Raw genomic sequence first — 21,071 nt, 5'->3', positions numbered from 1 at the left:
GATGACCCGTTCCCGCATGGTGGCCGGAGGACTCGCCACCGTGACCGCGCTCGGCGTGACCACGGTGCTCGGCATGTCCTCGGCAGCCGCCGTCCCGAACAACAACACAGCCGCCAAGCTGACCAAGGCCGTCACCGCCGAGGGGGTGCTCGACCACCTCGAGGCCCTGCAGGCCATCGCGGACGCCAACGGCGGCGACCGCGCCGCGGGCCGGGCCGGCTACGACGACAGCGTCGCCTACGTCGTCGACCAGCTGCGCGCGGCCGGGTACACCCCCGAGGTCCAGCCCTTCACGTTCACCTACGCCGAGGAGAACTCGCAGCTGGTGCGGACCTCGCCGTCGCCGCGCACCTTCGTCGAGGGCACCGACTTCCTGCGCAACACCTTCGACACCGGCAGCCCCGAGGGCACCGCGACCGGCACCCTGGTCCCCGTCGAGCCCGGCGGGGCGACCCCCGGCTGCGAGGCGACCGACTTCGCCGGCTTCGCCGCGGGCTCCATCGCGCTCATCCAGCGCGGCGGGTGCCCGTTCGCCACCAAGGCGCTCAACGCCCAGGCCGCCGGGGCCGGCGGCGTGGTCATCTGGAACAACACCACCGGCCTGATCAACATGATCGGCGCCGCCCCCGGCCTCACCATCCCCGCGGTCTTCGCCACCATCGAGGCCGGCACCGACCTCGCGGCCACCCCCGGCGCCACCGTGACCGTCACCGTCGACTACGCGGCCGAGGAGCGCACCACCTACAACGTCATCGCCCAGACCCGCACCGGCAACACCGACAACGTCGTGATGGCCGGCGCGCACCTGGACTCGGTGCAGGAGGGCGCGGGCATCAACGACAACGGCTCGGGCAGCGCGGCGCTGCTGGAGACCGCGATCCAGATGCAGAAGGTCAAGCCCAACAACGCCGTCCGGTTCGCCTGGTGGGGCGCCGAGGAGGAGGGCCTGCTCGGGTCGGAGCACTACGTCGGGCAGCTCAGCGACGACGAGATCGCCGACATCGGGCTGTACCTGAACTTCGACATGATCGCCTCGCCGAACTACACGACCGGCATCTACGACGGCGACAACTCCGGCGGCACCGCGGCTCCCGGCTTCATCCCCGAGGGCTCGGCGGAGATCGAGGACGTCTTCGAGGGCTTCTACGCCTCGCGCGGCCTGCCCTACGTCGACTCGGAGTTCTCCGGCCGGTCGGACTACGGGCCGTTCATCGCCGTGGGCATCCCCTCGGGCGGCCTGTTCACCGGCGCGGAGGTCCCCAAGACCGCCGCGGAGGCCGCCGTCTTCGGCGGCGTGGCCGGCGCGTCGCTGGACCCGTGCTACCACTCGGAGTGCGACAACCTGACCGGTGAGGGACAGGACGCCGCCCTGTACGCGGCCCTGGCCGAGGACTACACGCTGGTGGGCAACGTCAACGTCGACGCCCTCGACCAGAACTCCGACGCCCTCGCGACGGCGATCATCACCTTCGCCTACGACACCTCGACGGTGAACGACGTGCCGCGGGCGCCCGGTCGCTCGCACGGTGCGGGCAACAGCGCGGACGCCGGCCGGCACGACCACGGGGCCGACGCCGCCGCCTGACGGCGTCCCTCCGCCGGTCCACCGCTACGCACGGCGCAGGCCCCCGGCGCGACCCGCAGCGGTCCCGCCGGGGGCCTCGTCGTGCGGCGGGTGCCCCGGCGGGGACGGGGCTCAGCGGGTGTGCAGGCAGGCCCACACGTGCTTGCGGCGGCCCGCGACGGTCCAGCCCCGCTCGCCGGTGAGCCGGGCGACCACGTGCAGCCCCATCCCCCCGAGCGCGGGGTCGCGGTCGATCGCCGGCTGCGGGCCGTGGTCGGGGTCGTCGTCGCTCACGTCGAGCAGCAGGCCGGCCGAGGTCGGCGCGGCGCGGACGCACACCGAGCCGGCGCCGTGCCGCAGCCCGTTGGACGCCAGCTCGTCGACGGCGAGCAGCAGCGACTCGAGGACGCCGTCCTCGTCGGCCCCGTCGAGGACCTGCGGCAGCCAGGACCGCAGCCCGGCGCGCACCGCCCGCAGCTGCGCCGCACGGGTGATCTCGTACTCGTAGGGAGGTCCCGTGGTCTCGGGAGGGGGCCGTCGCGGCCAGGAGTCCGGCTGCATGTGCTCGTTCCGGTCGGGGCTGTTCTGCTTCCAGTTCCCCGCCGTGGCCCTGCCGAACCGGCGACCCGCCCGCCGGGCGGGTCGGGCCCCCGGTGGTCACTCCAGCCGGGTCACCAGCCGCACCGACGTGCCCTCGGCGGTGCGGTCGACGTGCACGTGGTCGCACAGCTGCCGGGCCAGCCACAGCCCCATGCCGCCGCGGGAGAGGTCCTCGCCGTGGGCGGGCCCGTACCCGGCGAAGGGGTCCGCGGGACCGGGACCGCGGTCGGTGATGCGGCAGGCCACCCGCCCGGCGCCGGCCCACAGCTCCAGGTCGACGGGCGGCCGGCCGTGCCGGACCGCGTTGGAGGTCATCTCGTCGACGGCGAGCAGGAGGTCCTCGACGGCGTCGCGCGAGCCCGGCAGGGCGGCCAGCACCGCGGCGACGGCGTGCCGCAGCCCGATGAAGTCGGTGACGTCCCGGGCGGTCAGCCGCGGCGTGCCCCGCTCGAGCGGTTCGGGCGGCGCGGGCAGGTCGCGCAGGAAGACCGCCGGGTCGACGTAGCCGGGGTTGGCCACCCGGCGCCCCGGGGTCACCAGGTGCGGGTGGGTGCGGCGGGCCGACTCGAGCACCGGCTCGGGCAGCCGCCGGGTGTCGAAGACGCACAGGCCCCACAGCGGCCGGTCGGCGAGCGCGACGTTGACCACCGCCTCGTAGCGCTGCCACTCGTAGCGCTCCTGCTCGGTGGTGCCGAAGTCGGTCTCGCCGACGACCCGCACCCGGGGGACGCCCGCGGCTGCGTGCCGGTCGGCCAGGCGGCGGAAACCGGTGATGGCGGCCGGGGTCCGCCCCCGGTAGGCCTCGGACCGGTCGACGACCAGCAGCCGCGGGTCGTCGTCGAGGGCGTCCCGGACGACGCCGGCGGTGCGGGGGCCGGTGGCCAGGACCGCGGCCTCACCGGCGGCCAGCCCCTCGCGCAGGAAGGGCACGACGACGTCGACGAGCCGGCCCGGGTCGTCGTAGAGCAGCGCGTCGTGCACGTAGCCGACGGCGGATCCCGGTCCTCCGCCCGTGCACACCGCAGACACCTGGAGACTCCCGAACGGTCGACCTCTGGAGAGCACGCGCCCGGCCGTCGCCGACGCGGTCCCCGCCCCCTCGGGTGCCCGGCACGAGCGCGATCCAGAACGGTACCCGGTCGTCCGCAGCAGGCGGGGGACCGGCGCCCGGTCCCCGGGTCGCAGGGGCCTGACAGCGGGTGCCCGCCCGCGTAGCGTCGCATCGGTGACGGTTCCTCGGGGACTGCCCTCCCTGACCGGCCTCCGGCCGGGTGACCACGTGTGCCGGAGCTTCGCCGACGACGCCGACCTCGCCCGCGCGGTCGTGCCCTACCTCGACGAGGGTCGCCGGCGCGACGAGCAGCTGCTGGTGGTGGGCTCCTCCCGGTCCGCCGCCCTGGCCGCCGTCGCCGGCCTGCCGCACCGCGACGAACTGATCGCCGCGGGCCGGCTCGAGGTGCTGGGCACCGGGGACACCTACGCGGCCGGGGGCGGGCTGGTGCCCGAGGACCAGGTGGAGCGCTACCGCAGCGCGGTGCGCGCGGCGCTCGACCGCGGGCGCACGGGGCTCCGGGTGGCCGCCGACGTCACGCCCCTGCTGCGGGCCGGACCGGGCGGGCGGCGGTTGCTGCACGCCTACGAGCGGCTGGCCGACGGGCTCATGGCGACCGAGCCGATGACCGCGCTGTGCCTCTACGACGCCGCGCTGGGCGTCGAGGCCCTCGGGCCGGTCGCCCTGCTGCACCCGGTGCAGCACCTGGGCGACCGGGAGCCGCTGGCCCACCTCTCCGGCCGGGGACCGCGGCTGGCGCTGTCCGGGGAGGTGGACCTCACCGAGGCCGCCGCCGTGCGCACCGTGCTGGTCGACGTCGCCGGCGACGTCCCCGGCGTGCTGGAGCTCGACCTCTCCGACCTCGCCTTCCTCGACGTCGCCGGCGCGCGGGCGCTGACCCTCGCCGGGCGCGACCTCGCCGGCCGGGGCATCGCCCTGCGGCTGACCGGCGCGCGGCGGCACCTCCGCCGGCCCCTGGAGCTGTTCGACCTGGCGGTGTCCGGACGGTGACCCTGATGCGTCCCACCGGCGGCTGGGACGGGACCCACCTCGCCCACGAGGGCTTCGTCTTCTCCGACGACGCCTCGCTCGTCGAGCGGGTGGTGCCCTTCGTCCTGGAGGGCTTCCGCCGCGAGGAGCCGGTGCTGGTGGTGGCCGGCACCCGGGTCCGCTCGCTGCTCGCCGCGCACCTGGGCGCCGACCTCGGCCGCCTGGCGGCCTTCGACGCCGCGGAGACCTTCTGGCGCGGCGGCCACGGCACGCTGCACGCCTACGCCCGCGACCTGCGCGCGCTGCGCGCCCGCGCGCCGAGCTGGCGGCTGGCCGCCGAGCCGGTCTGGCTCGCCCGGGAGGAGGGGCGGGAGTGGAGCCGGTTCGAGGCGGTCGCCAACGACTGCCTGCACGACGTGCCGTACTACAGCCTGTGCCTGCACGACGCCCGGCAGGTGCCCGCCGACGTCCTGGCCGACGTGGCCCGCTCGCACCCGCTCACCTGGGACGGGACCGCGCCCGCGCCCCAGCCGGCCTACCAGGACCCGGCCGCCGTCGTCCGCGCGCTGCAGCCGCCGTGGACCGAGCGTCCCGGCGGGGCCGCCGTCACCCCGGTGACGGCGGCGGTGGCCGCCCGCCGCCGGCTGGCCGCGGCGGTCCCGGCCGGCCACAGCGCCCGGCGCGAGGACGTCGTGGCGGCCGGCCACGAGCTGGTGGTCAACGCGCTGCGGGTGGCGCCCGCCGCGGGGGTGGCGACCTGGACCGAGGGCGACGTGCTCGTCGTCGAGGTGTCCGACGACGGGCCGGGCCTGACCGACGAGACGCAGGGCTACGTGCCGCCCGACCCCGAGGAGGGGCCGCGGGGGATGTGGCTGGCGTGGAGCCTGGCCGACGACGCCGCCGTCCGCACCGGCCCGGCCGGCACCGCCGTGCGGCTGTTCTTCGGCCCCTGACCGGTCGTGCTCAGGTGTCGCGGCTCAGATGTCGCGGCGGGTGAACGACAGCGCGGCCAGCCCGCCGATGAGCAGCAGCCACACCACCACCCAGCCCAGGTAGGCCGGGCTCAGCGGGGCGATGGACAGGAACGGCGAGCCCTCGAAGCCGAACGCGCCGAGGGCCGTGGAGTCCTGGAAGGCGTGCATCGCGCCGCGCCACAGCCCGTCGGTGGGCAGCAGCACCCGCGACACCACCCCGACCCGGGCGACGCCGTCGTTGCCGATGACCTCCCCGACGCTGCCCACCACCCCGGCCACCCACGTGGCGCCGAACAGCCCGACGGCGACGATGCCCGACGCCATCGGCGAGATCGCGGTGGCCAGCAGCAGCGCCAGCGTCATCAGCACCGTCGTCTGCGCGGCGAGCAGCAGCAGCCCGGTGACCGGGTCCGGCGGCCAGTAGTCGACGGCCCACCGGACGACGAGGAACTGCGCGAACCCGGCGACGAGCACGTAGCCGGTGCCGAAGGCCACCAGCCCCAGCCACTTGCCGACCAGGACCGTGCTGCGGCGCACCGGGCGGGCGAGGATCGACAGCGCCTGGCCGGACTCGACCTCCCCGGACAGCGTCGGCCCGGCCAGGAAGGCGGTGCCGAGGGCGGCGATGAGGCTGTAGCCGAACATCACCAGGTTCAGCAGCTGGGAGGCGAACAGCCGGGCCTCGCCGCTGGTCAGCGCGCCGAACTCCGGGTCGACGGTGGCCAGCCGGGAGAAGCCCCACGCCGAGAGCGCCAGCAGCGCGACGGTGAGCGCCCCGAGGGCGCGCAGCACCTTGCGGCGGGCGGCCTCCCGCAGGGTCAGCCCGGCGAGCGTCAGGACCGTCACGCGTGCTCCTCCCTCAGGATGCCCAGCAGCCGCTCCTCGAGGCTGATCCGCACCGGCTCGACCGCGTGCACCTGCACGCCCAGGCCCACCAGGTCGGCGACCAGCCGGGGCACGGTGGCGCCGTCGTCGTCGGCGGGGAGGGCCACGGTGACCTCCGCGCCGGTGCGGCTGGTGGCGCCGGTGGCGGCCAGCCGGGCCTCGGCGGCGGGGGTGAGCCCGGTCAGGCGCAGCTTGAGCTCCCGCTGGCCGAGCAGCTCGGCCAGCGTGCCGGCGGCGGCGACCCGGCCGCGGTCGAGGATGACCACCCGGTCGCAGACCCGCTCGACCTCGCCGATCAGGTGCGAGTTGAGCAGCACCGCGACGCCGCGCTCGCGCAGCGACAGGACGGTGTCGCGGACGTCGACCCGCCCCAGCGGGTCCAGCGCGCTGGTCGGCTCGTCGAGCACGACCAGCTCGGGCCGGGCCACCAGCGCCACGGCGAGCCCCAGCCGCTGCTGCATGCCCTTGGAGAAGCCGCCCACCCGGTCACCGGCGCGCTCGGCGAGCCCGACGCGGGCCAGCACCTCGCGCTGCTCGGCGACGGGGACGGCCGCGCCGGCCAGCCGCACGTGCAGCGCCAGCACCTCCGCCGCGCTCAGCCACGGCTGGTAGCGGAACAGCTCGGGCAGGTAGCCGACCCGCTCGCGGGCCCGCGGGTCGCGGCCGGGCCGGCCCAGCAGCAGCACCTCGCCGGCGTCGGGCCGCACCAGCCCGAGCAGCATCTTGATGACGCTGGTCTTGCCGGCGCCGTTGGGCCCGAGCAGGCCCACGACCTCGCCGCGGCCCACGGTGAACGAGACGCCGTCGACGGCGGTGCGCCGGCCGTACCGCTTGCGCAGTCCCGAGCACCACACCGCCGGGGACGGCGGCAGCTGCGCGAGCAGCTCCCGGCCGGCCCCGGCGACGTCCGTGGCGCTCCCGGTGCTCCTGGTGCTCCTGGCGCTCCCGGTGCTCAGCTCAGCCCCCGCGCGACGGCGAGGACCTCGTCCTCGCCCAGCGAGCCGGCGACCGCGGTGACGACGCCGTCCTCGACCCACACGACGCCGGTCAGGGCGCCGTCGCGGCTGGCCAGCACCGTGGCCTCGGAGCCGTCGACGTCGGCGGTCGACGTCGTGGCCAGCTCGGCGGGCACGGGCAGGGGCAGGGTCGTGCCGTCGCCGCTGAAGCCCTGCAGCTGTGCGGCGAGGTCGGCGGGGAAGCCGGGCAGGGACAGCAGGTAGTCGCGGGCGGTGTCGAACGGGACGCCGGAGGCGTAGGCGGTGGGCGCGGTGGCCCGGCCGACGACGAGCGCGGGCACCCCGCGGGCCTCGGCCCAGACCGCCGCCACCCCGGGACCGGCCTGCAGCCGGAACGTGGCGCCGTCGAGACCGGGCGGCGGGGGCGGGAGCGTCTCGCCGGCCGCGGCGGCGGCCTGCGCGGCCCGGTCGGTGGAGAAGGTGAACTCCGCGACGGCCTGGCCGCCGACGGTGTAGCGCGGCTCGCCGGTCACGCCGGCGGGGAGCGCGTCGACCTGCGGCACGTCGAGGCCGGTGGCCTGCTCCGCGGCGTCGGCGTCGGGGACCTCGCGGACGTCGGGGTCGGAGACGACCACCAGCTCGCCGTAGGCCGACAGGTCCGGCAGCGCGACCAGGTCGGTGCTGGTCACCGGGACGGCGGCGACCTCCTCGGTGCGGAACACCTGCAGCCAGTCGGCGGCCGCGGCCGCACCGGCGCCGCCGAGGACGACGACCACGCCGAACGCGGCGACGACGGGGCTGCGCAGCGCGGCGCGCCACCGGCCGGGCCGGGCGGGGGCGGGCGCGGGTGTGCGGCCGCGGGTGTCGGCGTCGACGGCGGCCGACAGCCGCCGCCAGGCACCGTCGACGTCGGGGGCGGCCGCCGGGGTGAGGGCGGCACCGGCGGTGGCGGCGTCGGCGCGGGCCCCGGCCAGGCCGTCGAGGCACACCGCGCAGCCTGCGACGTGCGCGCGGTCGGCGTCGGGGACCCCGGCGGGCTCGTCGACGAGCCGGCGCAGGGTGCCGGCGGTGGGGTGGCGGTCAGCGAACAGGGGCACGGCGGGTCAACTCCTCGCGAAGGGCGGACTCGGCGCGCCGCACGGTGGTGCCGACGCTGCCGGGGGAGAGGTCGAGGGCGGCGGCCACGTCGGCGTAGGACAGGCCGCTGTGGCGCAGGACGAGGGCGACGGCCTGCCGGCGGGGGAGCCGGGCGAGCGCGGCCCGCACCCGGCTGCGCTCCTCGCGGACCAGGACGTCGTCGGCGACGTCGGGGACGGGCCGGTGGCCGTCGGCGGCGGCCTCCTCCCGGGCGGCGCGGCGGCGGCCCGAGCGGAGGTGGTTGAGCGCGGTGTGCGCCGCGGCGACGGCGAGCCAGCCCGGTGCCTCCGCGACCGGCACCGCCGAGCGGGCGAAGGAGAGGAACACCTCCTGGGCGACGTCCTCGGCCTCGTCCCGGGAGCCGAGCACGCGGGCGGCGACGGCGACCACCGCCGGGTAGCCGCTGCGGAAGACCTGCTCGAGGTCGGCCCGGACGGCGCCCCGCTGGCCTGCCACGGCACCGTCCCCCCGGCCCGGGCGCCCGCGTGCCGTCCCGCGCGTCACCGCGGTCCCGAGCGCGGCCACCGGTGCCTGCCTCACGACGTCCACACCCCTACAGCACCGCCGGGCCGGCGGATGTGACACCGGCGCCGCCGCGGGGTGGCCGCCGCCGTCGGCTCAGCCCGGCACGGCCTCGACGACGGCCATCATGCCGCCGTCCTCGTGGTCGCTGATGTGGCAGTGGGCCAGCGTGCGGCCCGGGAAGTCGGTGAAGGGGATGCGGACGGTCAGCTCACCGCCCGCGCGGACGAGCACGACGTCCTGCCGCTCGACCGCCGTCACCGGGCGGCCGTCCTCGGCGACCACCTGCACCGGCCACACGTGCAGGTGCATCGGGTGGTCCATGCCCGAACGGTTCACCCAGGTCCACTCCTCGACCGTGCCGAGCCGGACGACGTGGTCGGTGCGGGCCGGGTCGAAGGAGCGGCCGTCGATCGAGGCGATGGCGTGACCGGTGTCGCCGGCACCGCCGCCGGCGCCGTCGTGTCCCTCGTGCCCGTCGCCGGCCCGGCCGCCCGGTGCACCCATCGCGAGCACCAGCCGGCGGCGCGCCACCGGCTCGACCGCGCGCAGGTCCGCCGGCGGCGCGGCGGGCGGCACCGGGGGGAGGGCGGGGACGGCGGCACCGCCGACCTGCAGGGTGGCCAGCACGCCGGGGGCCGCCGACGGCCCGTCGCCGCGCCGCACCCGGGGGAAGGGCAGCCCGGTGAGCTGGCTGGTGCCCGCGGTGGTGGTGACCAGCAGGTCGGCCCGGCCGCCAGGGAGGACGTCGACCTGCTCGACCGGCCGCGGCTCGGGCAGGCGGCCGCCGTCGACGGCCAGCAGGGCCAGCTGCTGCCCGTCGAGCCGCAGCCGCAGGAAGCGCGACGCGCACGCGTTGACGACCCGCCACCGCTCCCGCGCCCCGGGCGGCGCGCTCAGCACCGGCCGCAGCTGCCCGTCGACCAGCACCAGCTCGCCCTCCCGGCCGCGGAAGCGCTCCGCCGTCGAGACGGCCACCGGGCGCCCGGACCCGTCGAGGGTGGTGTCGGACACGACGAGCACCCGGTCGCGGGTGACCGGCACCTCCTCGGGGTCCTCGACGACGACCGCGCCGAAGAGGCCGCCCCACAGCTGGTCGGTGACCAGGTGGTGCTCGTGCGGGTGGTACCAGTAGGTGCCCGGCGGGTGGTCGGCGGGCACCGCGATGTCGTAGTCGAAGGTCTCCCCGGGCAGCAGGTGCACGGTGAGGGTGTTGTCGGCGTCGCCCGAGGGCGAGACGTGCAGGCCGTGGGTGTGCAGGTTGGTCGGCACGGCGAGGCGGTTGACCAGCTGGACCTGCAGCCGGTCGCCGGGGCGCAGCCGCAGGGTCGGCCCGGGCACGGTGCCGTCGTAGGTGAGCAGCCGCGCCCGCCGGCCGGCCACGGTCACCGTGGTCTCGGCGACCTCCAGCCGGGTGCGCAGCACCCCGTTCTCGCTGGCCAGCGTCGGCGGCTCGGCCAGCGGGTCCCCGCCCGCGGGCGCCGGGCCGCCGGGGTTGGTGGGGCGCGCCCAGGCGGTGCCGCCCAGCGAGGCGCCGAGCAGGCCGAGGCCGCCGAGCTGCAGGGCGCGCCGGCGGGTCAGCCGCAGGGGGCCGCCCGGCGACACGAGGGCGGGGGCGGGACGGCCCTGGGGAGTGTCGGTCATGGCCGCGCCCTCCGGGTGGTCGCGGAGGCGTCCCGGCCGGGCCGGGACGCGGCGGGACCCGGTGCGCGGGGGACCGCCGGGGCCCCGCCGGCGCCGGTGGCCGTCGGCTTCGGCGTGGTGCCGGATGCTAGCCCCGGGGACGGCCGTCCGGCAGGCGCCGCCGCCCCGGGAGCCGGGTCAGCGGAGCCGGGTCAGCGGGGCTCGAACAGGACCACCTCGTCGGGCCGGGTCGTGAACGGGTTGGCCCACGCCGAGGCCGTGCCGGTGATCGGCTGGGCGTCGGTGACCACCACGTGCGGCGGGCCGGGGTAGATGGCGAGCACCCGGGCGGGGTCGGTGAGCGTCTCGGTGCGCTCGACGAGCTCGCCGCGCCGCAGTGACGACGTCGTGCGCTCCCCGCGCAGCTCCTCGCCGACCCGCGCCACCCACCGGGCGCCGTCCTGGGTGAACCCGATCGACCGCACCCGCGCACCCGGGGGCGCGGGCTCGCAGCCGGCGAACTCGGCCAGCGCCTCGTACAGCCGCTCGGCCTGGTCGTCGTCGGTGGCGCGGGGGAGGAAGAAGGTGGTCACGCCGGCGATCCTGCCCGCCGGCACCGACGGTCCCGGGTCAGCCCGCCCGCTCGGCGGCCAGGCCGGCGAAGGTGGTCCGCAGCTCGCGCTTGAGGATCTTCCCGCTGGCGTTCTTGGGCAGGGCGTCGACGACGGTCACGTGCCGCGGCGTCTTGAAGCCCGCCAGCCGCTCCCGGCAGAAGGCGACGAGCTCGTCGGGGTCGGCCCGCTGCCCCTCCCGCACGACGACGGCGGCGGCCACGGCCTCGATCCACCGCGGGTGCGGGATGCCGAAGACGGCGACCTCCGCGACCGCGGGGTGCTGGTAGAGCACCTCCTCGACCTCCCGGCTGGCGACGTTCTCCCCGCCGGTCTTGATGACGTCCTTCTTGCGGTCGACGATCGTGGTGTAGCCGTCGGCGTCCATGACGCCGAGGTCGCCGCTGTGGAACCAGCCGTCGCGGAAGGCCTCGGCGGTCTTGTCCGGGTCGTTCCAGTAGCCGGCGGTGGCGTGCGGGCTGCGGTGCACGATCTCGCCCTCGACGCCGGGGCCCACCGGCTCGCCGAGGTCGTCGACGATCCGCGTCTCGCTGTTGATCACCGCGGTGCCGGCCGAGCCGGGCTTGCGCAGCTGGTCCTCCGGGGACAGCACCAGCGCCAGCGCCGACATCTCCGTCTGCCCGTAGAAGTTGAACAGCGCCATGCCCGGCAGCCGGCGGCGCAGCTCCTCCACCACGGCCACCGGCATGATCGACGCGCCGTAGTAGCCCTTGGCCAGCGAGGACAGGTCGCGGCGGTCGAGGTCGGGGGAGCGCAGCAGCCCGATCCACACCGTCGGCGGGCAGAACAGGCTGGTGATCCGCTCCCGCTCGATCGCGGCCAGGACGGCGGCGGGGTCGGGGCCCTCGAGGACGACGTTGGTGCCGCCCAGGTACAGGTTGGGGTTGAGGAAGCAGTGCTGGGCGGCGACGTGGAACAGCGGCAGCGCGTGCAGGGCGACGTCGTCGGCCGCGTACCGGCCGCCCACGATGCAGCTGACGTACTGGGTGATCAGGCTGCGGCTGGTCATCGCCACGCCCTTGGGGCGGGACTCGGTGCCGCTGGTGTACATCAGCTGCAGGACGTCGTCGTCGGCCACCGGCACCTGCGGGGGAGTGTCGTCGGGGTGCGCCGCCCAGGTCTCGTACGCCTCCCAGCCCTCGGGCGGCTGCCCGCCGCCCAGGACGCCGCGGACCCGCACCCCGTCGGCCCGCCCGGCAAGGTCGATCGCCTCCCGCGCGACCGGCAGCAGCGCGGCCTCGGCGACCACGCCGACGGCCTCGGCGTGCCCGAGGATGTAGGCCACCTCGGCGGCCTGCAGCATGAAGTTCACCGGGACGGCGACGGCGCCGAGGCGGGCCAGGGCGAAGGTCAGCACGACGTAGCCGTCGTCGTTGTGCGACAGCAGCGCCACCCGGTCGCCCCGGCCGATCCCGCGCGCGGTCAGGGCGTTGGCGGTGCGGTCGACGACGGTGTCGAGCTCGGCGTAGGTGTGGCTGCGGTCGCGGAAGCGCAGCGCCGTCTTCCCCGGGGTGCGCGCGGCCGAGCGGTGCAGCAGGTCGCCCAGGGCGTGCCGGCGGGCCCGCGCGATCGTGCCGGTGAGGTCGTCGTCGAACACGGGAGCTCCTTGTGTCCGGGTGGTGTCCGGGTGGTGTCCGGGTGGTGTCCGGGTGGTGTCCGGGTGGTGTCCGGGTGGTGTCCGGGTGGTGTCCGGGGTCGGTCCGGGGTCGGTCCGGGGTCGGTCCGGGTCGGTCCGGGGTGCCGGGTGTAGCAGCCGCCGGCACCCGGCGTCGAGAGGTCCCGGAGCCCCCCGCGGGAGTGGCGCCGGACCACCCGATCGAGCAGAACCGCGCCGACCCGTATCACCGAGTGGTCACGGTCGCGCCCGTCCGGGCGGCCCCGCCTTGACCTGCCGCCTATCGTTCCGCCGCATGTGGGACACATCACTCCCGGTAGCCCCGTGCTGAGCATCGACTCACTGCGCGTCACCTACGGCGGCGCGGTGGAGGCGGTCCGCGGCGTGTCGATGGAGGTCCGCGACGGCTCGGTCGTCGCCGTCCTGGGGAGCAACGGGGCCGGCAAGAGCACGCTGCTGCGCACGATCTCCGGCACGCTGCGGCTGCACAGGGGGCGCGTCGACGAGGGCACGGTGCGCTTCGAGGACACCGACCTCACCCGCCGCGACGCGGGCCAGATCGTCCGCCGGGGCGTGGTGCAGGTCCCCGAGGGACGGCGGATCTTCGGGCGGCTCACCGTCGAGGAGAACCTGCGCGCCGGGGGGATGGGCAACCGCGACCGCGCCGCCAAGGCCAAGGCGGTCACCCGCGTGCACGACCTCTTCCCGGTGCTGCGCGAGCGGGCCGGGCAGCGCGCCGGGCTGCTCTCGGGCGGCGAGCAGCAGATGCTGGCCATCGGCCGGGCCCTCATGGCCAGCCCCCGGCTGCTGCTGCTCGACGAGCCCTCCCTGGGCCTGGCGCCCCGCGTCATCGGCCAGATCGGCGAGGTGGTCGCCGAGATCAACCGCCAGGGGACGGCGGTGCTGCTGGTGGAGCAGAACGCGACCATGGCCCTCGGCGTCGCCCACCACGCCTACGTCCTCGACGTCGGCCGGGTGTCGCTGTCCGGGGACGCGCGCGAGCTGGCCCAGACCGACGAGGTGCAGCGGCTCTACCTCGGCCACACCGGCGAGGACGGGCCGGTGCACCGCGCCGAGCAGGCGCCCCGGCGCACCCTGTCGCGGTGGACGGCGTGAGCGGCGCGCACCCGGCCGGCGCGCAGGCCCGCGACACCGCGACCCGGTCCGACGTCCCGCCGGTCGAGGTCGACGGCGTCAGCGTCGCCTTCGGCGCCATCAAGGCCCTCAACGACGTCTCCTTCACCGTCGCCCCCGGCACCATCCACGCCGTCATCGGCCCCAACGGCGCGGGCAAGTCGACGCTGTTCAACGTGCTCTCCGGTGTCTACCGGGCCACCGCGGGGGAGGTCCGGTTCGGGGACGCGCGGCTGAGCGCGATGCGGCCGTTCCAGATCGCCGGCGTCGGCGTGGCCCGCGCGTTCCAGAACATCGCGCTGTCCGGCGCGCAGACCGTCGCCGAGAACCTCATGCTCGGCCGCCACCACCTGACGAAGGCCGGCTTCCTCTCCTCCGGCCTGCGGCTGCCCCGCGCCACCCGCGAGGGGAGGGTGCACGGCGAGCGGATCCGCGAGATCGCCGAGTTCCTCGACCTCGGGGACAAGCTGCACACCCCGGTCGGCGTGCTGTCCTACGGCGACCAGAAGCGGGTCGAGGTGGCCCGCGCGCTGTGCATCGAGCCGCGGCTGCTGCTGCTCGACGAGCCGGTCGCCGGCATGAACGCCCAGGAGACCGACCGGATGGCCGACTCCATCCGCGAGATCCGCGCGGCCCTGGGCATCTCGGTGATCCTCGTCGAGCACGACATGGGGATGGTGATGTCGCTGGCCGACCGGGTGACCGTCCTCGACTTCGGCCGGCGCATCGCCGACGGCACCCCCGCGCAGGTGCAGTCCGACCCCGAGGTCATCCGCGCCTACCTCGGCTCGGGCACCGAGGACAACCCGGCCGACGCGGTCGCCGCAGCCCACACCCCCGAGCCGACGGAGCGCCAGCCGTGACCCAGTTCCTGTCCCTGCTGCTCAACGGCATCTCGCTGGGCGCGATCTACGCGCTCATCGCCCTGGGCTTCGTGATCATCTTCAAGGCCAGCGAGGTCGTCAGCTTCACCCACGGCTCGTTGCTGCTGCTCGCCGCCTACACGATGGCCCGGCTCGCCGACCCGATCGGCTTCTTCCCCGCCGTGCTCGTCGGGATCCTCGTCACCGCGCTCGCGGCGTTCCTCATCGAGCGGCTGGTCATCAACCGGCTGCGCGGCGCCCCGGTGATCAGCCTGGCCATCGTCACCATCGGCGTCGACATCATCCTGCTCACCGAGCTCATCCGGCGGATCGGCCCGGACATCCTCAACGTCCCGCACCCGTGGGGCGGGGACTCGGTGCGCATCGGCGGCGTCGGCATCAGCGAGAACCGGCTGATCGCGATGGGCGTCGCCGGGGTCCTGATCATCGCGTTCTTCGTCGCCTTCAAGTACTCCAGCTGGGGCGTGGCGATGCGCGCCTCGGCCGAGGACGGCGAGGCCGCCGCGCTCATGGGCATCCGGCAGGGCCGGGTCTCCGCGCTGGCCTGGATCGTCGCCGGCGTCCTCGCCGCCGTGGCCGCGCTGTTCCTCGTCGGCGCCCCCACCCCCGGGGTGAGCGCGGCGGCCTACACCGTCGCGCTGCGCGCCTTCCCCGCGGCGATCCTCGGCGGCCTGGACTCCACCGGCGGCGCCCTGGTGGGCGGCCTGCTCATCGGCATCACCGAGGCGATGGCGGCCGGCTACCAGGACCAGCTGTCCTTCCTCGGCCGCGGGTTCGGCGAGGTCGCCCCCTACGTCGTCATGATCATCGTGCTGCTGGTCCGCCCCTCCGGCCTGTTCGGGACCAAGGAGCTGACACGTGTCTGACACCCTCTCCGCCCCGGCCGGCGCCACCCGCAGGACACCCTCGGCGGACGCGTCCGGCCAGGCCCGCTCGCCGATGCGCTTCCTCAAGCCGCTGCTGCTCGTGGCCGCCCTCGTCGTCCTGCTGGTGCTCCCGCTGTACGTCGAGGAGTTCTGGCTGCGCACCGGGTTCGCCGTCGCGGGGGCCATCGTGGGCGCGATCGGGCTGAACCTGCTGGTCGGCACCACCGGCCAGCTGTCCTTGGCGCACGCGTTCTTCCTCGCCGTCGGCGCGGTCAGCTACACCTACATCTCCGGGGAGTCCGGCGGTCTGGGCACCCGGGCGTCGCTGCGCGGGCTGGAGCTGCCGCCGATCGTCGGCATGGTCGTCGGCGTGCTGCTCGCCGGCGTCGCCGGGCTGCTGTTCAGCCCGATCGCGGCGCGGCTGCGCGGCATCTACCTCGGCGTCGCCTCGCTCGGCCTGGTGTTCATCGGCGTGCACGTGCTCAACACCTGGACCCCGGTCACCGGCGGGTTCAACGGCCGCTCGGTGCCGGAGTTCTCGCTGTTCGGGTTCACCTTCGGCAACAGCGACCCGCAGCTGTTCGTCCTCGGCGTCCCCTACCGGGAGGCCGAGCGGCTCTGGTACCTGGGCATCGTCCTGGCGCTGGCCGCCTACCTGTTCGCCCGCAACCTGCTGCGCAGCCGCCCGGGCCGGGCGCTGCAGACCCTGCGCGACAGCGAGGTCGCCGCCTCCGTCATGGGCGTCAACGTGCAGGCCTACAAGGCGCGGGTGTTCCTCGTCAGCTCCATGTACGCCGGGCTGTCGGGCGTCATGTACGCGCTGTCGATCGGCAGCATCGCGCCGGAGTCCTTCGGGCTGACCGTCTCGATCCTCTACCTGGCGATGATCGTCCTCGGCGGGCTCGGCTCGGTGGCCGGCGCGGCCCTGGGCGCGGCGTTCGTGACCGCCCTGCCGCTGGTGTTCCAGCAGTTCGCCGACGTCCTGCCGCTGGTCAGCGCCCCCGGCGAGGGCGGCATCTCCGCCGGCATCGCCGCGCGCTACCTGTTCGGCCTGGCGATCGTCCTGGTCATCCTCTTCGAGCCCGGCGGCCTGGCCGGGTTCGCCAACCGCTTCCGCCACCGGGGTCGCAGACCCGGCCGCGGATCACCGGGCGCCTCCCCGCGCTCGTCCGGCGGCCCCTCCCCGGGCGCCGGCCCCGGCACCACCGTCCCGTCCGATCCACCAGCGCAAGGGAGCAGCACCAGATGAGAGCAGGTAAGCGTCTGCGGGGGGCCACCGTCCTGGCCGCCGTCGCCGTGGTCGCGGTCAGCGGCTGCAGCACCCGGGCCGAGGACAGCGGCGGCGGCGGTGGCGGCGGCGGGGGCGGAGGCGGCGAGGACGTCGCCACCGACGTCGGCGTCGAGGGCACCACCATCCGGCTCGGCGTGCTGACCGACCTGACCGGCGTCTTCGCCGCGCTGGGCACGGACATCACCAACGGCAACACGCTGTACTGGCAGGACAACCAGGTCTGCGACACCTACGACGTCGAGCTCGACGTCCAGGACACGAACTACGTGCCGCAGAACGGCGTGCAGCTCTACAGCGCCATGGAGCCCAACGTCCTGGCGATGCAGCAGACCATCGGGTCGCCGATCAACACCGCGCTCGCGCCGGAGTACGAGGCCGACCAGATCGTCAACTTCCCGTCGGCGTGGGCGCGCACGCTCACCGAGATCCCCGGCACCGGCGTGCTGGGGGCCACCTACGACGTCGAGATCGCCAACGGCTACCAGTACCTCTTCGACCAGGGGCTGCTGCAGGACGGCGCCACCGTCGGGCACATCTACTTCGAGGGCGAGTACGGGGAGAACGGCCTGGCCGGCACCCGCGCGGTCGCGGAGGCCCGCGGGCTCAACGTGATCGAGGCGCAGATCAAGTCCACCGACCAGGACATGTCCGCGCAGGTCACCCAGTTCGCCGCCGAGGGCGTCGACGCCATCGTGCTGACCGTCGCGCCCGCCCAGACCGCCTCGGCGGCCGCGGTGGCGCAGGCGGCCGGCCTCGACGTGCCGATCCTGGGCAGCAACCCGGTGTTCGCGCCGGGTCTGCTGCAGGGCCCCTCGGCGCAGTGGCTCAAGGACCACCTGTACGTGGCCTCGCCGATCACCGCCTGGCAGGCCCAGCCCGAGCTGCTCGAGCAGTACGAGGCCGCCTACCCCAACACCACGCCCAGCCTGGGCGCGATCTTCGGGTACGCGATGGGCGACGTCATGAACCAGGTGCTCGACTCGGCCTGCGAGAGCGGCGACCTCACCCGCGAGGGCGTCACCGCCGCCTTCTCGGAGCTCTCCGACGTCGACACCGGTGGCCTGCTGGTGCCGATCAACGCGTTCGAGACGGGGGTGTCGCCGAGCACGGAGAGCTTCATCCTGCGCCCGGCCGACGCACCCGGCGGCGCCGAGGTCGTCCAGGAGGCCTTCGAGGGCGAGCTGGCCGCCGACCTCGCCGGCGGCGAGTAGCGAGAGGACCCCCTGCCCCCCGCCGCTCGCAGGCCCGCGGCGGGTCCCTGCAGGCGGGCCGTTCCAGCAGCTCACCACCGGCGCCCCTCTCTCCGGGGAGGGGCGCCGGTGGCGTGTCCGGGACCCGTCAGCGCAGGACGGGCAGCTCCAGCCGGGACGGGTGCGCCGCGTCGTGGAACACCGTGAACCCGCACGGCCGGCCGGTGGTCGCCGTGGCGAACGGCTCTCCGGTGCCGGGGTTGCGCGCGAACCGGGGGAACGCGCCCCCGGCGACCTGCACCCGCAGCCGGTGCCCGGCGCGGAAGCGGTAGGCGGTGGGGAACAGCTCGACGTCGACGGCGAGCACCCCGTCGGCCCCGACGGAGACGTCGGCGGCCGGGACGCTGCCCGGGTCCAGCCGGCGGATGCCGTCGACGACGTTGCGCGAGACCCCCGCCGGGTCGACGTCGCACAGCCGGACGACCAGGTCGGCGTGCGGCAGCTCGGGGCGCACGTGGACGCGGGCGCGCACGTGCCCGACGACGTCGACGTCGCCGTCGAGCACCGGGCCGGTGAAGACCAGCACGTCGTCGCGGGCCTCGACGGCGTGCTGGTCGGCCTGCTTGCCCGGCCGCTCGAGCAGCGGGCCGCCGGCGCTCGGCGTGGGGTCGGCGGGGTCGTGGGTGAACCGGCTGGGCGGCCCGTCACCCGTCTCGTCGCCCGTCTCGTCGCCCGTCTCGTCGCCCGTCTCGTCGCCGGTGTCGGCGGTCAGCCCGCCGCCGGCGCGCAGGTGGTGGTGCACCGGCCGGCTGCCCGGCGGCGGCCAGGTCGGCGACTCCAGCCAGGTCCCGGCCTGCTGCAGGTACAGCCGCACCGGCGCCCCCCGCGGTGCCGGGCCGCCGTGGAGGTGGTGGTCGAGCCAGGTCACGTCGCTGCGCAGCGCCGCCCGCAGCTCGCCGGGCTCGCCGTGGCTCCACGGGCCGACGACGACCCGCGCCGGGACGCCGGCGGCGTGCAGCCGGGTGACGTCGGCGAGTTGCGCGGCGGCGAAGAGGTCCCACCAGCCGGTGACCATGCTGACCGGGGGCATGCGGGTGAGGTCGGCGCGGTCGTGGTCGGCGACGTCCCAGAACGGGTCGCCGGGGGCGGCGTGCGCGGTGAAGTCGCGCCAGAAGGGGACCGGCGCGCCGACCGCGGCGGTGTCGGCGGCCTGCAGCGGCAGGAGCCGCAGCGCCCGCTCGACGCGGGCCCGCAGCAGGGGCCGCAGCAGCGGTGCGGGCAGCCCGCCGGTCTCCTGCCGGCCGATGGCCACCGACCACCGCAGCGCGTTCTCCAGGCCGGGGGCGCCGTGGTCGTAGAAGGCCGCCGTGATCCGCGCGGCGGTGACGTGCGGGGAGACGGCCACCAGCGGCGGGTCGGCGTAGGGCGCCACCGCCCACTGGGTGTGGCCGAAGTAGCTCGCGCCGGTCATCGCCACCCGGCCGTCGCACCACGGCTGCGCCCGCAGCCAGGCGAGGGTGGCCAGGCCGTCGTCGTGCTCGGTGGTGAACGGCCGGAAGTGCCCGCCGGAGCCGAAGGTGCCGCGGGTGGACTGCACGAACACCTGGAACCCGCGCCGGGCGTAGGGCGCGGCGAAGGCGTGCGCGAACACCCCCGCCCGGCCGTAGGGCAGCCGGACCAGCACGACCGGCAGCGGGCCGGCCGCGGCCGCGGGGCGGTAGTGGTCACCCAGCAGCGTCACCCCGTCGGGCATCGGGACGGCGACGTCGCGCTCCACGGTGTACGCCGTCGCCCGCAGCGGCAGGCCCAGCGCCGCGTCGGCCAGCAACCCGCCCAGCCTGCCCAGTGCGCCCACGCCCGTCCTCCCGCCGCCGCCCCGACCCGGTCACCGTGCCTCGCTCACCGTGCCAGGGCCGCGCGGCGGGTGCCCGCTCACCGCATGGGGCGGGGCGGTGGCACCGGCTCCTCGATCCGGTCCCAGCTGTGGTGGCTGTAGACGGTCTTGTTGCCGCGGGCGTCGTAGACGACGAGGTGGCCGGTGGCGGTGAAGCTGAACCGGGCGGCGTCGTCGTAGCGGAGCACCTCGCCGTCGGTCCGGTGCAGGTCGAAGGCCATGCCGGAGCGTGGCACGACCGCCCGCGTCGCGCAGCGATGAGAACCGGCGCCGGCGGCGGTCTCCCTCCCAGACCCGCACGCGAGGACCGACCGCCCCGGAGGCCGCCATGACCACCCCCACCCGCGAGATCCGCACCCAGCTCCTCGACGTCCCCGGTGCGGAGCTCACCTACGACGTCCGGCCCGCCGCGCCGGGCAGCCCCGATGCGCCGGTCCTGCTGCTGGTCGGCTCGCCGATGGGCGCGGCCGGGTTCACCACGCTGGCCGAGTACTTCCCCGACCGCACGGTGGTCACCTACGACCCGCGCGGCGTGGAGCGCAGCCGGCGCACCGACGGCGCGGCGCAGAGCACGCCGGAGGAGCACGCCGACGACCTCGCCCGCGTGCTCGAGGCGGTCGGCGGCGGGCCGGCCGACGTGTTCGCCAGCAGCGGCGGGGCGGTCAACGCCCTCGAGCTCGTCGTCGCCCGCCCGGAGCTGGTGGGCACCCTGGTGGCGCACGAGCCGCCGTCGCTCGCGGTGCTGCCGGACCGGGCGGAGGCCTCCTCGGCCACCCGCGCGGTCGCCGAGGCCTACCGGCGCGACGGCTGGGCGGCGGGCATGGCGGGGTTCATCCGGCTGGTGGCCCACCGCGGCCTCGTCCCCGCCGACCTGGGGCCGGTCCCCGACCCCGCGACCTTCGGCCTGCCGGCCGGCGACGACGGCTCCCGCGACGACGTGCTGCTCGGGCAGAACCTGCTCACCTGCACCCACCACGAGCACGACGTCGCCGCGCTGCGGGCCGCGCCGACCCGGGTGGTCATCGCCGTCGGCGCCACGTCCGACGGCGAGCTCGCCCACCGGGCCGGGGAGGGCGTGGCGCAGCGGCTGGGGACGGCGCCGGTGGTCCTCCCGGGTGGCCACGACGGCTTCCTGGGCGGTGAGTACGGGCAGACCGGCGAGCCCGAGGCGTTCGCGGCGGCGCTGCGCCGGGTGCTCGACGGCGCGGCCTGACCGCCGTCGTCTCCAGGCGCGTTCCGTGCACGGAGCTAGAGCCGGCCGCC

At 76.1% G+C, this 21,071-nt stretch carries 20 protein-coding genes; 9 read left to right on the top strand and 11 right to left on the bottom strand.

Annotated elements, in window-relative coordinates:
• The first annotated feature begins 1 nt into the window (after nt 1).
• Entirely contained in the window at nt 2-1,585 is a 1,584-nt protein-coding gene (locus tag ACI8AD_RS17405) for a M28 family peptidase (RefSeq protein WP_456871777.1), read from the top strand.
• A gap of 111 nt (nt 1,586-1,696) precedes the next feature.
• Here the strand turns inward: ACI8AD_RS17405 and ACI8AD_RS17400 are convergent, their stop codons facing one another.
• Both ACI8AD_RS17400 and ACI8AD_RS17395 read right to left on the bottom strand, forming a co-directional pair.
• On the bottom strand, nt 1,697-2,125 hold the full coding sequence (locus ACI8AD_RS17400; protein WP_456871776.1) for an ATP-binding protein: 429 nt from the start codon (nt 2,123-2,125) through the stop codon (nt 1,697-1,699).
• Between the two features lie 96 nt (nt 2,126-2,221).
• Nucleotides 2,222-3,184, bottom strand: a complete 963-nt coding sequence (locus tag ACI8AD_RS17395; RefSeq protein WP_456871775.1) for an anti-sigma factor RsbA family regulatory protein — start codon at nt 3,182-3,184, stop codon at nt 2,222-2,224.
• A 205-nt stretch (nt 3,185-3,389) separates the two neighbouring features.
• Here ACI8AD_RS17395 and ACI8AD_RS17390 point away from each other — a divergent pair, with 205 nt between their 5' ends.
• Nucleotides 3,390-4,226, top strand: coding sequence for an MEDS domain-containing protein (locus ACI8AD_RS17390; protein ID WP_456871774.1), 837 nt, complete (start codon nt 3,390-3,392; stop codon nt 4,224-4,226).
• Between the two features lie 5 nt (nt 4,227-4,231).
• Nucleotides 4,232-5,158 carry an anti-sigma factor RsbA family regulatory protein gene (locus ACI8AD_RS17385; protein WP_456871773.1) on the top strand — a complete coding sequence of 309 codons (927 nt, stop codon included), beginning with the start codon at nt 4,232-4,234 and terminating at the stop codon, nt 5,156-5,158.
• A 24-nt stretch (nt 5,159-5,182) separates the two neighbouring features.
• Here ACI8AD_RS17385 and ACI8AD_RS17380 read toward each other — a convergent pair whose 3' ends face one another.
• The 7 genes from ACI8AD_RS17380 to ACI8AD_RS17350 form a co-directional block, all read right to left on the bottom strand.
• The gene (locus tag ACI8AD_RS17380; RefSeq protein ID WP_456871772.1) at nt 5,183-6,025 is read right to left on the bottom strand and encodes an ABC transporter permease subunit; all 843 of its coding nucleotides are present in this window, start codon (nt 6,023-6,025) and stop codon (nt 5,183-5,185) included.
• Complete coding sequence (locus tag ACI8AD_RS17375; RefSeq protein ID WP_456871771.1) at nt 6,022-6,918, bottom strand: ABC transporter ATP-binding protein; 897 nt, start codon at nt 6,916-6,918, stop codon at nt 6,022-6,024. Before ACI8AD_RS17375 ends, ACI8AD_RS17380 begins: the two co-directional genes overlap by 4 nt.
• 98 nt (nt 6,919-7,016) lie before the next feature.
• Nucleotides 7,017-8,117 carry a hypothetical protein gene (locus tag ACI8AD_RS17370; protein ID WP_456871770.1) on the bottom strand — a complete coding sequence of 367 codons (1,101 nt, stop codon included), beginning with the start codon at nt 8,115-8,117 and terminating at the stop codon, nt 7,017-7,019.
• The gene (locus tag ACI8AD_RS17365) at nt 8,101-8,613 is read right to left on the bottom strand and encodes a sigma-70 family RNA polymerase sigma factor (RefSeq protein ID WP_456871769.1); all 513 of its coding nucleotides are present in this window, start codon (nt 8,611-8,613) and stop codon (nt 8,101-8,103) included. The genes ACI8AD_RS17370 and ACI8AD_RS17365 overlap by 17 nt, the downstream gene beginning before the upstream one ends.
• A gap of 162 nt (nt 8,614-8,775) precedes the next feature.
• Nucleotides 8,776-10,323, bottom strand: coding sequence for a multicopper oxidase family protein (locus tag ACI8AD_RS17360; protein WP_456871768.1), 1,548 nt, complete (start codon nt 10,321-10,323; stop codon nt 8,776-8,778).
• Nucleotides 10,324-10,514: 191 nt separating this feature from the next.
• The gene (locus ACI8AD_RS17355) at nt 10,515-10,895 is read right to left on the bottom strand and encodes a hypothetical protein (RefSeq protein WP_456871767.1); all 381 of its coding nucleotides are present in this window, start codon (nt 10,893-10,895) and stop codon (nt 10,515-10,517) included.
• Nucleotides 10,896-10,932: 37 nt separating this feature from the next.
• Nucleotides 10,933-12,531 (bottom strand): fatty acyl-CoA synthetase, encoded by a 1,599-nt coding sequence (locus ACI8AD_RS17350; RefSeq protein WP_456871766.1) that lies wholly within the window; start codon nt 12,529-12,531, stop codon nt 10,933-10,935.
• A 342-nt stretch (nt 12,532-12,873) separates the two neighbouring features.
• Here ACI8AD_RS17350 and ACI8AD_RS17345 point away from each other — a divergent pair, with 342 nt between their 5' ends.
• The 5 genes from ACI8AD_RS17345 to ACI8AD_RS17325 are packed head-to-tail and all read left to right on the top strand — an operon-like array spanning nt 12,874 to nt 17,935.
• Nucleotides 12,874-13,665, top strand: coding sequence for an ABC transporter ATP-binding protein (locus ACI8AD_RS17345; protein ID WP_456871765.1), 792 nt, complete (start codon nt 12,874-12,876; stop codon nt 13,663-13,665).
• On the top strand, nt 13,653-14,546 hold the full coding sequence (locus tag ACI8AD_RS17340) for an ABC transporter ATP-binding protein (RefSeq protein ID WP_456871764.1): 894 nt from the start codon (nt 13,653-13,655) through the stop codon (nt 14,544-14,546). Before ACI8AD_RS17345 ends, ACI8AD_RS17340 begins: the two co-directional genes overlap by 13 nt.
• Nucleotides 14,543-15,433, top strand: coding sequence for a branched-chain amino acid ABC transporter permease (locus ACI8AD_RS17335; RefSeq protein WP_456871763.1), 891 nt, complete (start codon nt 14,543-14,545; stop codon nt 15,431-15,433). The genes ACI8AD_RS17340 and ACI8AD_RS17335 overlap by 4 nt, the downstream gene beginning before the upstream one ends.
• Entirely contained in the window at nt 15,426-16,682 is a 1,257-nt protein-coding gene (locus tag ACI8AD_RS17330; RefSeq protein ID WP_456871762.1) for a branched-chain amino acid ABC transporter permease, read from the top strand. The genes ACI8AD_RS17335 and ACI8AD_RS17330 overlap by 8 nt, the downstream gene beginning before the upstream one ends.
• Complete coding sequence (locus ACI8AD_RS17325; protein WP_456871761.1) at nt 16,679-17,935, top strand: ABC transporter substrate-binding protein; 1,257 nt, start codon at nt 16,679-16,681, stop codon at nt 17,933-17,935. The genes ACI8AD_RS17330 and ACI8AD_RS17325 overlap by 4 nt, the downstream gene beginning before the upstream one ends.
• Before the next feature lie 127 nt (nt 17,936-18,062).
• Here ACI8AD_RS17325 and ACI8AD_RS17320 read toward each other — a convergent pair whose 3' ends face one another.
• Both ACI8AD_RS17320 and ACI8AD_RS17315 read right to left on the bottom strand, forming a co-directional pair.
• The gene (locus ACI8AD_RS17320; RefSeq protein WP_456871760.1) at nt 18,063-19,769 is read right to left on the bottom strand and encodes a CocE/NonD family hydrolase; all 1,707 of its coding nucleotides are present in this window, start codon (nt 19,767-19,769) and stop codon (nt 18,063-18,065) included.
• A 77-nt stretch (nt 19,770-19,846) separates the two neighbouring features.
• A complete protein-coding gene (locus ACI8AD_RS17315) occupies nt 19,847-20,029 on the bottom strand; it encodes a hypothetical protein (protein WP_456871759.1) in 183 nt (60 codons plus the stop codon).
• Between the two features lie 107 nt (nt 20,030-20,136).
• On the opposite strand from ACI8AD_RS17315, the gene ACI8AD_RS17310 reads away from it, so the two are divergent.
• On the top strand, nt 20,137-21,021 hold the full coding sequence (locus tag ACI8AD_RS17310) for an alpha/beta fold hydrolase (protein ID WP_456871758.1): 885 nt from the start codon (nt 20,137-20,139) through the stop codon (nt 21,019-21,021).
• The last annotated feature ends 50 nt before the right edge of the window (nt 21,022-21,071 follow it).

The sequence above is a fragment of the Geodermatophilus sp. SYSU D00766 genome (assembly GCF_054049915.1).
The sequence above is the reverse complement of the archived record's forward strand: the minus strand, read 5'-3'. Positions and strand labels throughout refer to the sequence as shown.